At 66.1% G+C, this 15,282-nt stretch carries 3 protein-coding genes; all 3 read right to left on the reverse strand.

The genetic code is table 11. The annotated features are described in order from the left end of the window. On the reverse strand, positions 1–2,768 hold a 2,768-nt coding region (locus tag ACFWBU_RS20495; protein WP_378529096.1), incomplete at its 3' end, for an amino acid adenylation domain-containing protein. A gap of 420 nt (positions 2,769–3,188) precedes the next feature. After that, positions 3,189–10,547, reverse strand: a complete 7,359-nt coding sequence (locus ACFWBU_RS20500) for an amino acid adenylation domain-containing protein (RefSeq protein WP_378529097.1) — start codon at positions 10,545–10,547, stop codon at positions 3,189–3,191. A gap of 205 nt (positions 10,548–10,752) precedes the next feature. Beyond that, on the reverse strand, positions 10,753–15,252 hold the full coding sequence (locus tag ACFWBU_RS20505) for a condensation domain-containing protein (protein ID WP_378529098.1): 4,500 nt from the start codon (positions 15,250–15,252) through the stop codon (positions 10,753–10,755). Positions 15,253–15,282 lie beyond the last annotated feature (30 nt).

Genomic DNA, 15,282 nt, shown 5'->3' on the forward strand with positions numbered 1-15,282 from the left:
GCGGTGGACCGTTCAGGGTTGAGTACCTCGACGAGACGCTCGAACGGAACGTCGGCATGCGCGAACGCCTGGAGATCCCGCTCGCGTGTCTGCTCGAGCAGAGCATCGAACGAACCGCTCACATCCACGTGGGAACGCAGAACCAAAGTGTTGACGAACATGCCGATCAGATCGTCGAGCTCGCGACGTCCCCTACCCGCAATCGGCGTGCCGACCGTGATGTCCTCGGTACCCGACAAACGCGCGAGCAACACAGCGAAAGCCGCATGCACCGCCATGAACAACGTCGAGTTCCGCGCTCGTGCGAGCTCGACCAGCTTACGATGCAGATCTGCGTCGATGTCGAACTCGACGTCGTCGCCGGCAAAGGACTGTTCCGCCGGCCGTGGCCGGTCGGTCGGAAGGTCCAGCTGATCGGGAAGGCCGTCCAAAGACTGTTTCCAGAACGCGATCTGCTTGGCTGCCAACGACTCCGGGTCCGACTCGTCGCCGAGTACCTCACGCTGCCACAACGAGTAATCCGCGTACTGTACCTCGAGCGCCGACCACCCTGGGGCCGCGCCCGCGGCCCGCGCCGCATACGCAGTGACCACATCCCGGGTCAACGGCCCCATCGAGAACCCGTCACCGGAAATATGATGAATCACTACCACCAGCAGATGCTCCTGCGGCGCGACCCGCAACAACCGCACCCGCACCGGAACCTGGAGCGTCACATCGAAACCGGTAGTCACAGCCTCAACGACCCGCCCCGGTGCATCGTCGGCACTCACGTCCTCGACCCGTACCTCCACGACCGCATCGCCGGCACCGAGCACCTTCTGGAAACCGACCCCGTCGACCTCCGGATACACCGTCCGCAACGACTCGTGCCGCGCGACCACATCCGACACCGCCGCCTGCAAAGCGTCGACATCCAGCGAGCCCGACAATCTGATCGCCACCGGGATGTTGTTCGCCGCCGACCCCGGATTCAACCGGTTGAGGAACCACATCCGTTGCTGCGCCAGCGACAACGGCACCAGCTCGGGACGGGTTTGCGCGACGAGAGGGGTCTCGTTCCCTACCGCGAGGGGTTCGATCAGGGCCGCGAGTTCTCCCACCGTGGAGTGCTCGAACAGCAGGCGCGCGGGTACGCGGGTGCCGAGGCGTTCACCGAGGCGCGCGGCGAGTCGGGTCGCCACGAGTGAATTGCCACCCAGTGCGAACAAGTCGTCATCGAGCCCGATGCACTCGACACCGAGGAGTGCGCCGAACTCTTCCGCCACGGCAACCTCGAGCGCAGTTGCGGGTGGACGAAACTGCACCGAAACCGACTCCGGCTCAGGCAACGCCGCACGATCGATTTTGCCCGACGGCGTCAACGGCACATCATCCAACACGACGATCGCCGACGGAACCATGTGCGCCGGAAGTTTTTCCGACACCGTTGCGGATATCTCTCCGGCATCGATCTCGACACCTCCCGCGGAATGCACATACGACACCAGTCGCATCTCACCCGCCGGCGTCTCGCGGCCCACAGTGATCGCGAAATCGACTCCATCGGAGGTCGCAAGCGCGGCATCGATTTCACCGAGTTCGACCCGAAGGCCGCGGATTTTGATTTGGAAATCGTTGCGCCCCAGGTAGATCAGTTCGTCGTCGCCACTACGCGGCGCACGGACGAGATCACCGGTGCGGTAGAGCCTCGTTCCGTCGGGACCCGCAACGAAACGTTCGGCTGTCAGACCCGGTCTGCCCCGATAACCACGAGCAAGAGCGGGACCCGACACATACAGCTCACCCGCAACGCCGGGCGCGACCGGATTCAGGCGGCTGTCGAGTACGTACGCACCCAGATTTCGCACCGGTGTACCGATGGTCACCGGCCCCCCCGGCTCGAGAGCACCGCTGCAATGCGTCATGATCGTCGCTTCGGTCGGCCCGTAGGCGTTGAGGAACCGCCGTCCCGGTGCCCACCGCTCCACCACATCCGGCGGGCACGCCTCGCCGCCCGACACCACCATTTCGAGTCCGTCGAGTCCCTCGGAATCGAGCGACGCCAACACCGCGGGCGTAATCAGCGCGTGGGTCACCCGGTGACGACGAAGAAGCTCGGTCAGTTCGGCGCCGGCGAACGCATCGGGCGGGGCGACGACCATGGCAGCACTCACGGAAATCGCCATCAGCCATTCGAGCACCGACGCGTCGAAGCTGGGCGAGGCGACGTGAAGGGTGCGGGAGGATGCAGTGGCCCCGAAGCGGTCCACCATCTCTTGTACCAGGTCGGACAGACCGCTGTGCGTCACCGGAACGCCCTTCGGGCGGCCCGTGGACCCCGAGGTGTAGATGACGTACGCCGGGTTCTCGGGTCGCAGGACACTCACGCGCTCGTCGAAGGACACCGGAGCGGGCGACAGCGCTTCCACTTCGGCCCTCGATTGCGGGTCGTCGAGCGCGAGCCACTCCACGGTGTCCGGCAGCGACGACACCGTCGCCGCGAGCGTAAGCCCGATCGCCGCACCCGAATCCGCGAGCATGTACGCGACGCGATCGGGAGGGTAGTTCGGATCTACCGGAACGAAGGCCGCACCGGTCTTCGCCACCGCCCAGATGGCCAGCACGGACTCGAACGACCGGGCCAGCGAGATTGCGACAATGTCTTCGGGGCCGAGTCCACGGTCGATCAACGCTCGCGCGAGGCGCGAAGAGTCGGCGTCGATTTCCGCGTACGTCCACGAGCGATCCTCGAACATCACCGCGGGAGCAGAAGGGTTACGTTCCACCGCGGTCCCAAGCAACTGCGGCAGAAGTATCGCGCGCGAACCCCGCCGACGTGCGGGACGTCGACGCTCCCGTCCACGTTCGGACACTGGCGGCCGCCCACTCTCGGGTTCGCCGACGTTTTCCCGTGCGACGCCGTCCCCTTGCTGCATGCCGGCCTTGCGCGAGGCTTCACTCACCACTGGTCTCGCTTCCCTCATATCTCCGTTTCGGCCGTCGCCGCCCGTTGGTTACCGGACAGTCGTCAGCTGCCCAATAGAGCATCGTGGGCCGGGGGTCATGTTACGGCTACTGGTGGGTCGCACCCGTTGGGATGACCTCGCGAGAGCCCCCGCAACACAAGGAAATTTGGCGTTCTTCCTGTTCAGGGTGCAAATCATGTCCTCCCGAGTGACCGCCGGCCCCGGCTCCCATGGCGTCCCTCACCGACCCGTGGCCCAGGGATCTCTGGACGGGCTGAGAACCCACGCCGCATCGGACGGCGCGCTCACGTCTTCGCCGTCGGTCACGAACACCGTCTCGAGGTCGGCGCACGTTGCCAGGGCATCCACCGCATCGCGGGGCACGAACGCGTGGGTCACCCACTCTTCCTCCGCGAGATGGGCGACATCGGACGCGTTGTCCGCCATCACCACTACGGCACCCGCGAGGGCGGCAGCAAGTACGGCATGGAGCACCCACCGATTCGCGTCCGGACCGGCAACGAGAATCCTTGCGTCGTAGGTCAACTCCTTGCCGACGATACCGTTGCGGAGGAGCGCGACCGCCCTTCCCTGGGAGAGCGCGGTGTCCGGGAAGCGGATCCCCGCATCCCCGAGACTCGGTACGGCGGTCCGCTCGGTGTAGGCAATCGTCCGCGCCGAGAGGCCGGACACCTCCGAGACCAGGTCCGATGCGTCCATAGCCAGTCGTCGGCCGGAGCCGTGAACGTCGCGGTCGGTGGTCGTCAGTACCCAGCGGGCAGCCTCCGACGACCCGACTGCCAGTGCCGCACCCGACTTGACCACTGCCCACGCAGCGATCACCAAGTCGATGCCTACAGGCAGATCGACGCAGACCGTCTCCCCCGGGCCGGCTCCGAGGGCGATCAGGTAGCGAGCCCACTGCGACGAGCGTTGTTCGACCTCGCCGTAGGTCGACTCGACGTCGCCCACCACCACTGCCGGCGCATCGGGATCGGACTCGACGGCGACGCGCAACTCCTGCGCGATGGTGACGTCGGCGTCCTGCACCGTCGTGGTGTCCTGACGCGGAGCGCTGCCTGTCACCGCTGTGATCTCGTCCTCCGTGCGGAGTTCGATGTCTCCGACGATCGCCGCGGGATCCGCAGCCACCTTGTCCAAGAGAGCCACGAAACGACGGGCGAACGCATCCACGGTGCCCTCGTCGAACAGATCGGTCGCGTAGGTCAGTGCTACCGACATGCCTGCCGGCGTTCCCTCCGGGGTGTCGTGAGGTTCGACGGTGACCTGCAGGTCGAACTTGGCCGCGAGTTCCCCTGTGCCGATCGTGTCGACCGTCAGACCGGGCAGTTCCATCCGTGCCTGCTCGAGGTTCTGGAACGACAGGACGGTCTGGAACGCGGGATGACGAGCGGACGACCGAGCGATCCCTAATTCGTCGACGACACGCTCGAACGGAATGTCCGCGTGCGTGAACGCTTCGAGGTCACCGGATCGCACTGCGTCGAGCAGCGACTCGAAGGCCGTGGCCGGATCGACGTCCGTGCGCAGCGCGAGCGTGTTGACGAACATGCCGACCACGTCGTCCAGTGCTCGGGCGCCACGGCCCGCCACCGCGGTACCGACGACCACATCGCGGGAGTTGCTCAGCCGGGAGAGGAGGACGGCGAGAGCGGCGTGCACCACCATGAACAGGGATGCCCGGCGCGACCCGGCGAGTGAGTCGAGACGGGCATGGGTCTGCGCCGACACCTCGATCGTCGTGGTTGCACCCCGGCCGCTCGCCTGGGCGGGACGCGGACGATCGGTGGGCAGGTCGAGCAGATCCGGTATGCCCGCGAGCCTCTCACGCCAGTAGGCCAGTTGAACCCCGGCGGGCGAGTCGGGATCGTCGGCGTCGCCCAGTACCTCCTGTTGCCAGAGCGCGAAGTCGGCGTACTGCACCTCGAGCGGAGGCAAGGCCGGGGCCGTTCCTGCCGCCCTGGCGATGTATGCGCCCATGAGGTCGCGGGCCAGCGCAGGCAGCGACGCACCGTCTGCCGAAATATGGTGCACGACAAGCACGAGCACGTGGTCGTCCGGACCGAGCGTTACGAGAAGACCTCGAACAGGCACCTCGGTGGTGACGTCGAATCCGCGCCCGGCGACCTCCGCCACGGTCTCGAATGCCTCTTGCTCCGAGGCTGCGGTCACCACCGTCAGGTCCTCCACCGTGGTGGCCGGAACGATCTGCTGCCGAGGGCCGTGTTCGTCGTGCGGGTACACGGTGCGCAGTGCCTCGTGACGTTCGACGACATCACGCACCGCCGCACCCAGGCCCGCGACATCGAGTTCGCCACGCAACCGGATGCCGAGCGGGATGTTGTAGGAGCCGGACGTGGGGTCGAGCTGGTTCAGCACCCATATTCGCTGCTGAGGAAGGGACAGCGGAATCCGTTCGGGGCGGGTTCTCGCCACGAGTTCCGGCCTCCCGGATGCGACGGGACCCGCGTCGATACGCGCTGCGAGGCCGGCGACGGTGGGCTCCTCGAACAATTCACGGATCGCCAGTGAAGAACCGAGGGCCTCGTTGACTCGGGCGATCACCCGGGTAGCGACCAGAGAGTTGCCACCGAGCGCGAAGAACGAATCCTCCGCACCGACTCGATCGATTCCGAGGACCTCGCCCCATACCTTCGCGATCGCGATCTCGGATTCGGTTGCGGGATCGCGGGATTCGCGATCTCCGAAGACAGGGGAAGGCAACGCCTTACGGTCCAGCTTGCCCGACGAACCCAACGGGAACTCGTCGAGCACCACAAACACCGACGGCACCATGTACGCCGGCAACAGCCCCGAGACGAACTCGGCCAACTCGTCACGATCCACCGTGGCCCCCGCGACGGGCACCACATATCCCACGAGCTGGTCCCCGAGACCGGCGGTCGACACCACGACCGCAGCCTGGGTGATCGATTCGTGCGCTGCCAGCGCCGCCTCGATCTCACCGAGCTCGATCCGCAGACCCCGCAACTTCACCTGGAAGTCGGTACGACCGATGTACTCCAGTTCGCCGTCACTGTTCCACCGGACAAGATCACCGGTGCGGTAGAGGCGCTCACCCGCAGCGAACGGCGACGCCACGAACCGCTCCGCCGTCATTCCTGTACGCCCGAAGTATCCCCTCGCGATCTGCGCACCCGAGAGGTACAGCTCTCCCACGACTCCGACCGGTACCGGTACGAGTCGCTGGTCCAGCACGTAGGTCCCGGTGTTCCATACAGGTGTCCCGATCGGGACGGCACCGGTGCCGACTCCGTCGACCGGCGACGCCGTGACATGCACTGTCGCTTCGGTCGGGCCGTAGAGGTTATGGAGCTGAGGTAGCCCGAGGGCAGCGCATTGATCGGCCAAAGCCGCAGGGAACGCTTCACCCGCAACAAGAACCACACGCAACGACGCGCACTCCTCGCGCGTGGCGACAGCAGCGAACACCGCAAGCATCGACGGCACGAACGACGTCGCAGTGATCCGCTCCCGATGGATCACGCGAGCAAGATACGCCGGATCCCGATGTCCGTCGGTGCTCGCGATCACCACACGCGCACCCGCTGCCAACCCGCCGAACAACTCCCACACCGACACATCGAACGTAAACGGCGTCTTCTGCAACACCACATCTTCCGGCGACAGCCCGTACTCGGCTACCAACCACGACACCTGATTGACCACCGAATAATGCGAAACCGCCACACCCTTCGGCCGGCCCGTCGACCCCGACGTGAAAATCACATACGCCGTATTCGACGGCCGCAACGGCGAAATCCGCTCCGCATCCGACACCGGACCGGCCGCAACGCCCGAAAGATCCAGAGTGTCGATCGACACCACCGGAACCGACCCGGACCCGAACTCGGACTCGGGAAGCTCGAACCCGTCCCGCGTCGTCGACACCACCAACACCGGCGACACCGACTCCACAATGAAACCATTACGCTCGGCAGGCTGATCCGGATCGATCGGCACATAGGCGCCGCCCGCCCGCACGATCGCATACATCCCCACCAGCAGATCCAACGACCGGCGCACCGCCAGCCCCACCGTCGTCTCCGGACCCACACCCCGCGAGATCAGATACCGCGCAAGCCGATTGACCCGCGCATCGAACTGCGCATACGTCAACGACTCGTCTTCGAACACCACCGCAATCGCGTCGGGATTCGAAAGGACCTGCGCATCGAACCGGTCCAGCAACGTCGACTCCGGCACCGGATGCGACGTATCGTTCCACCGCTCGAGCACCGCAATACGCTCATCGGCGCCCAGCAAATCGATATCGCCGACCCGCAGCGCCGGATCAGACACCACCGCCTCGAGGATCCGCACGAACCGATCCGCGAACGTCTCCACCGTCGAAGCATCGAACAGCTCGGTGGCATAGGTGAACTCCGCGCGGAAGCCGTCCGGCGAACCGTCCTCCGCGAACCCCTCCGACAACGTCAACTGCAGATCGAACTTGGCGATCTGCGCATCGAAGTCCACACCCGAGACACTCAGACCGGGCAGCTCGAGATGCGCGTCCGCCATATTCTGGAAAGTCAGCATCACCTGGAACAGCGGATGACGCGCCTGCGAACGCGCAGGATCGAGCACCTCCACCAACCGCTCGAACGGCACATCGGCATGGGCGAACGCATCGAGATCCGCCCGGCGGACCTCATCGAGGAACTCCCCGAACGACACCCCACCATCAACCGACGTCCGCAACACCAACGTATTGACGAACATACCCACCAGATCATCGAGCGCAGCCTCACCACGACCCGCAATCGGGGTGCCGATCGCAACATCGGAACTCGCACCCAACCGCGACAGCAACACCGCCAGAGCAGCATGGACGACCATGAATTCGGTTGCGCCACTGCGTCGGGCAAGATCGGTGATGCTCGCACGAACACGACCATCGATCACGAACCCATGCGAGGCGCCCCGGTAACTCGACACCACCGGACGAGGCCGATCCCCCGGCAACGTCGACTCCTCCGGCAGATCCGCCAAAGCACTGCGCCAGAACTCGGTTTGCCGCGCAAGCAGCGACTCCGGATCCGACTCGTCACCGAGAACCTCACGCTGCCACAACGTGTAATCCGCATACTGGACTTCCAAAACCGACCACCCCGGGACCGCGCCCGCAGCCCGCGCCGCATACGCCGTGACCACATCCCGGGTCAACGGCCCCATCGAGAACCCGTCGCCGGAAATATGATGAACCACCACAACCAGAATGTGCTCGTCCGGCGCGACCCGCAACAACCGCACCCGGATCGGAACCTGCTGCGTCACATCGAAACCGGTAGTCACAACCTCCGCGACACGTGCCGGGACCTCCTCGGCCGCAACAGTTTCCGGACGAACCTCGACCACGGCCTCCAATGGGGACAGGATCTCCTGGAAGCCGACCCCATCGACCTCCGGATACACCGTCCGCAACGACTCGTGCCGCGCCACCACATCCGACACCGCGGCCTGCAACGCGTCGACATCCAACGAGCCCGACAACCTGATCGCCACCGGAATATTGTTGACCGCCGACACCGGATCCAACCGGTTGAGGAACCACATCCGCTGCTGCGCCAACGACAACGGCACCCGGCCCGGACGTTCCCGCGCCGACAGCACCACACCCGGTCCCCCACCGGCCTCCGACACCCGCGCCGCCAGCTCCTCCACGGACGACGTCTCGAACACTACCGGCACCGCCACCCGACGCCCCACCCGCGCCGACAACCGTGCCACCAACCGCGTAGCTGCCAGAGAATTGCCACCCAGATCCACGAACGAGTCGTCCAATCCGACCCGCTCGAGACCCAGCACCTGCGCCACCTCCGACGCCACCAATTCCTCGGTCGGCGTCCGCGGCGCCCGGTACTCCCGCACCTCGAACACCGGTTCCGGCAACGCCGCCCGGTCCACCTTCCCCACCGCCGTCAACGGCACCGCATCGAGAACCACCACCAACGACGGGACCATGAATGCCGGCAACACCTCCGCCGCAGCCGCGCGCACCCGATCACCCTCGAGCGCGGCCCCCGGCGCCGGCACCACATATGCCACCAACGCCGACTCGCCCGACGGCAACGATGCCCCCACCGTTACCGCAAACCCCACCTCGGGCAACGACGACAACACCGCATCGATCTCGCCCAACTCGACCCGGAATCCCCGAATCTTCACCTGGAAATCGCTGCGCCCCACATACTCCAACACTCCGTCGGCGTCGCGGCGCACCAAATCCCCGGTCCGGTACATGCGCCCACCCGCACCGAACGGATCGGCCACGAACCGCGCCGCGGTCAGCGCCTCTCGCCCGTGATAACCCCGCGCCACCTGCGCCCCCGCCACATACAACTCGCCGACCACACCCTCGGGAACCGGACGCAGACGCTCGTCGAGGACAAAACACCCCACCCCCGCGATCGCCGACCCGATCGTCACCGGCGCACCCGGCACCAACTCCCCCGAGCTCGCCAGGATCGTCGTCTCCGTCGGTCCATATGCATTGAAGAATCGGCGACCCTCGACCGCCCACCGCCGCACCAACTCCGGCGCGAACGACTCGCCGGCAACCACCACCACACGCAACGAATCCATACCGGCGGGATCCATCGATCCCAACGCACCCGGCGTCATCAGCACATGTGACACCGACTGCGCCACAATCACGTCCGCCAGCTCGCCTCCACCACCGACACCGGCGGGCGCCACCACGACGGTCGCACCCGCCGAGAAAGCCACACCCAGCTCGAGCAACGACACATCGAAACTCGGCGAACACACATGCAACACCCGAGACGACGACTCGACCCCGAAATGCTCACGCTCAGCCGAAATCACTCCACCGACACCCGAATGCGATACCACCACGCCCTTCGGCCGGCCAGTCGAACCCGAGGTGTAGATCATCCACGCCGCATCCGACGCCTCCAGCGAGCGCACCCGATCCGCGTACGACACCGGCCGAGGCGACAACTCCTGCACCTGCGCGACCACCGACACGTCGTCGACAGCGACCACCGGCACCGACCCCGCCACCGACGACACTGTCGGCACCGACGACCCCGCCGACAGACACAACACCGCGCCGGAGTCGGACACCATGAAGTGCACGCGCTCAGCCGGATAACCCGGATCCACGGGCACGAAAGTCGCCCCCGACTTCGCCACCGCCCACAACACCACCACCGACAGCAACGAACGCGGCACCGCTACGACCACCGCATCCCCCGGCCCCACACCCCGGCCGATCAGCCACCGCGCCCACTGCGACGACACCTCGTCCAGCTCGCGATACGACAACGAGCCCTCGGGCGCGACCACCGCCACCGCATCTCCGCGCGATTCCACCGCCGACACGAGCAGCTGCGGCAACAACACACCCCGCCGACCCTGCGCGCGGTTTCCGCGCGCAGGCCGCGGTGCACGCTCGGCGCGCGGTGCCCGCTGGGGTCGCTGGTTGTGCGCGCCGGTACGGGGGACTGCCTCGTCGCGGGACTCCGGACGTGCCGATCGAGATGCGTTCACCGGGGTGGCCTCGTTCGAACTGCCGTCGTGTCGTGACATGAAAAGCCCACACCCTTCGCTTCAGATAATTCAGTGGTCGCGCCCGTAATCGAACAAGCACTTCGCCGCCCCGAAACGGGCGACTCTACTCGAAAGTAATCTTCCTGGTCATCCCCGGCGCAGGCCCTGACGTTACCCGCAGTGCCCCCGGCCGGCCCGGATCCGGGCCACTGGTGGGGCCGAGGACGAATCGGCCCCACCGGAATCAGCCCAGGTCGGGAAGCTGGTACACGCGATGCGCGGCAGCCCACTCCTCCAGCGGTACCCCGGATACGTCGTCGAGCACGACGACGGCTGCGAGATCCTCGAGTGTCCCCGGTTCCAACGTGCCCAGCGACGCGCCCGGCAGATGGACGTGCGTCACCCACTGGCCGTACAGCACCCCGTCGAGGCCCGGACCCGATGTGGCGTCCGCGGGTACGACTACGACCACAGCGCCTGTCGCGGTCACGACCAGGGGTTCGAGTGCCACGACCTCGATGTCGACACTGCCCACAACGGCGCTTCTGGACTCGTACGTCAGCCCGTACTTCTCACGCAGCGACCCGATACGGTCGATCAGTTCCTCGTTGGTGAACGTCTTCGATGCTGTGACGACTGCGGGGTCGTTCGCACCGACCGGCCTTATTCTGTCGCTGTACGTCACGGGATCCGACGGCAGAGCGGCCAGTTCGTCGCGCACACCCGGATCGTCGACGACGATCCGTTCACCATCGGGCGAGGAAACGCCGGTAACAGTGAGGGTCACCACGGTTCCCTCCGACTGGCGCGGCATCTCTCCGCCGGGGTCGATCATGGCAAGGGCAGCGCCGGTCTTGACGACCGCCCACGCAGCGACCACCGACTGCACCGATCGAGGCATCGCGACCGCGACCACGTCGCCGGTGCCGACTCCGCGGGCGATGAGGAACCTGGCGAGACGCGACGAGCGCGCGTCGAGTTCCCGATACGGGATTTCTGTGCCCTCGCCTCCGACCGACGGATCTGCCGGCACCGCGAGCGCGGGGGCCGACGGATCCTCTTCGACCACCTCCGCCAGGACCGTGGCGAGTGTCCGCGCTCCGGTGTCGACGGCGCCTGCGGACGGTCCGGACTCGGCGACAAGACGTGCGCGTTCGTCCGCATCGACCAGGTCGATGTCGCCGACAACTCCTTCCGGCTCGGACACGAACGAATCCAGCACACGCACGAGTTGTTCCGAGATCCGTCCGATCCCTGCCTCGTCGAAGAACCTCTCCAGGTACTTGAACGTCAGCTCGAGTTGTCGATCCGCAACGGCCATCAGGGTGATCGGGTAGTGCGTGGCATCGTCGAGGACCACGTCGGTGATCGTCATACCGTCGAGGGATCCGGCCGCGTCGGTCAACGCCTCCCTGTCGATCGGATACGACTCGAACACCAGCAACGAATCGAACCCGATCGGAGTCCCGATCCGCTGCTCGATCTCCGACAGCCCGACGTAGTGGTGATCCAGCAGGTCGGCTTGTTCCGATTGCACGCGGCGCAGCATCTGCACTACGGGTTCGTCCGGGTGGATCCGGACCCGCACGGGCAGTGTGTTGATGAACAGGCCCACCATCGTCTCCACGCCCGGCAGGTCTGCGGGGCGACCCGAGACGGTCGCACCGAACACGACGTCGGAGCGCCCTGTGATCCTGCCCAGTAGAACGCCCCACGCAGCCTGGACGAGTGTGTTGACCGTGACGCCGCTTTCGGTGGCGAGCGCGGTCAGCCGCGCTGTTCGGTCGGTGTCGACGAGGACCGACATCTTCGACATCGTGTCGTTGTCCGCGTCCCGCTGGACCGGAGCGACAATCGTCGGTTCCGAGATGCCGCCCATCGCCTCGGCCCACCTCTCCAGCGACGCGGCATGGTCCTGCTGCTCGAGCCACGCGAGGAAGTCCGCGTAGGAACGCGTGGGTGGCAGGGCCGCACGGTTGCCGCGCAGCACGTACAGGGCCATGAGGTCCTGCATGAGCAACGGCATCGACCAGCCGTCCAGAAGGATGTGGTGGGCGGTGACGGCCAGGTGATAGCTGTCCTCGTGCGACTTCACGAGGAGGAACCGAATGAGAGGCGCACGCTCCATGTCGAAACGCCGAGCCTGTTCCTCGGCCAGCAGCGCCGGCACCCCACTCTCACCGGCACGGCCGGAGAGATCGCTCGCTTCGATGACCTGCCAAGGCAACTCGACCTCGTCGAGAACGAGTTGCAGCGATCGGCCTGCCTCGTCGGTGACGAACACGGCCCGCAGATTCCTGTGTCTGTCGAGCAGGGCTTGTCCCGCGCGTCGCAGACGATCGGGATCGACGTCGCCGCCGAGATCGAGGACCGCCTGCATCGTATAGACATCGGTGCGTTCGTCGGCCGTCATCGAAGCGTGGAAGAGCAAACCTGATTGCAACGGCGACAGCGACCACACGTCCGTGAGCGACGGGTATCGCTGCTCCCAGATCTCGATATCGCTCTGGTCGAGGTCGACGAGAGGGAGATCCGACGGTGTCAGCCCACCGGCACCGGGCGAAGACCCCTGCCGTGCAAGCGCATCGAGCGCTTCCAGCCAATGCTGCGACAGTTCGTCGAGATCGTCACGGTCGAACAACCCGGCTGGGAACGCGATCGTCGTATCGAGGCGCGTGCCATCGGAGCCGTCCGAGATCACAGCCTCGATATCGACGCTGACGTCGGCCGGAATCGCGGTGGACAGATGCACTTCCAGTTCGCCGAGGGCACCTGTCGGTGTCCAGACGGACTCGGTCGCGCCCTGCCCTGCGTCCGGGCGCGACCGCCGGTCCAGGTAGCTGAAACGCACCTGCGGCGACCGCTCAACCGATGCCAGGCGATCCCGTGCCTCTGGATCGAGATGCCGCAACACGCCGAAGCCGGTCCCGCCGGCAGGAACGGCCCGCAACTGCTCCTTGACTGCCTTCATCGCCGCACCCATGGCCGGCCCACCCGCGAACGCCTCGTCGATATCCACACCGGCAAGTTCGACTCGCACCGGATACGCAGCGGTGAAGCAACCCACGGTTCGTTGCAGGTCGGCGCCGGCCACCGCGGTGTCCGCACGTCCGTCGGCCTCGAGCCGGACCAGCGCGGACGACGACTCCACACCACGATCGCGGCGCCAGCGCACCAATGCCAAACCGAGGGCCGTCATCAGGCCGTCGGTGACCGCGCCATTGAACAGCGCCGGCACCGAGGTCAGCAGCGCGTCGGTGTCGGCGGCAGGAACGGACACCTCCAGCCGTTGCACCGTCGAAGTCGTATCGACGGCCGGATCGAACGGTCTCATCCCCATTTCGGGGTCCGGTCCGTCCAATGCGCGCTCCCACCAGGACAACTCGGATCTGTGTTCGGGTGCGACTTCGAGAACGCCGTGCGCCCACCGGCGCAGTGACGTGCCGACGGCGGGAAGTCGCGGTTCCTGTCCCGCGGCGATCTGCTCCCATGCCAGACCGAGGTCGTGAAGGATGATGCGCCACGAACCGTCGTCGACCACCAGACGGTGTGCGACAAGGAGCAGGATTCCCTTTCGCTCGCCCGGGCCGAAATCGAGCCAGACGAGACGCAGCATCGACCCGGCGTACGGATCGAGGGCCCTGAGAGCGGAGTCGAGGTGTGGTCGTGCGATCTCGGCGATCCGGGCATCGTCGGTATCGGCTGGAGCCTCGACCCTGGCGAGCAGTTGCGCCGGATCGACGGTGCCTGCACTGCGCACGCGCAGCATCGGTCCACCCTCGGCGCCACCTTCGAGGGCCGAACGCAGTGCATCGTGGTGATCCACCACGACGCCGATCGCGCGCTCGAGTGCATTCCGGTCGATATCCGACGGGATCTCCACGGCGACGGTCTGTGCGGCGTGGTCGAAGCCACCCGGCCGGCTCAGCACTTCGCGCATACCCGGCGTGAGCGGAACCTCGCCGATTCCACCGCCCGGCAACTCGTCGAGCGACGCGGGCCCGGTGCTCTCTTCCCACGTGGCCACTTCGGCGAGGCCCGCAACCGAACGACGGCCGAACACGTCTCGCGGCGTGAAGTGCACACCTCGGGCCTTTGCCCGCGACACCAATTGGATCGAGACGATGCTGTCCCCACCGAGCGCGAAGAAATCGTCGGTCGCGCCGATCTTGTCGACATCCAGAACTTCGGCGAACACGTCCGCGATGACCTGTTCGATCCTGGACCCAGGCGCCCGGAACGCTGTCGCCTCGAACACCGGATCCGGCAACGCCCTACGATCCAACTTGCCATTAGCATTGAGAGGCAACCCCTCGAGCACCACAAAAGCCGACGGCACCATATACGCCGGCACACTCCGACCCAGCGCGAATGCAACCTCCCCGGTATCGAGATCGATACCCGGCCGAGGAACCAGATACGCAACCACACGGGTACCCACACGCTCACTCTCACGAGCAACCACAGCCACGTCACGAATGTCGTCCATCCGCCGCAGCGCCGACTCGATCTCACCGAGTTCGATCCGGAAACCACGAACCTTGACCTGGAAGTCGGTACGACCCAAATACTCGAGCTCACCGTCACTCGTCCACGCCACCAGATCACCCGTGCGGTACAACCTTTCGCCGTCACCCCACGGCGACGCCACAAACCGCTCCGCCGTCAGATCAGGCCGGGCGAAATACCCACGGGCAAGCTGCGCACCCGCAAGATACAACTCACCCGGAACACCGATCGGCACCGGCTGCAAGCGCGCATCGAGCACATACAA

This window comes from Rhodococcus sp. NPDC060084 (assembly GCF_042730335.1).
Lineage (GTDB): Bacteria > Actinomycetota > Actinomycetes > Mycobacteriales > Mycobacteriaceae > Rhodococcus.

Bases quoted from the DNA above. Each gene is read 5' to 3' on its own strand.
- ACFWBU_RS20500 (WP_378529097.1), bottom strand. From the start codon at position 10,547: ATGTCACGACACGACGGCAGTTCGAACGAGGCCACCCCGGTGAACGCA.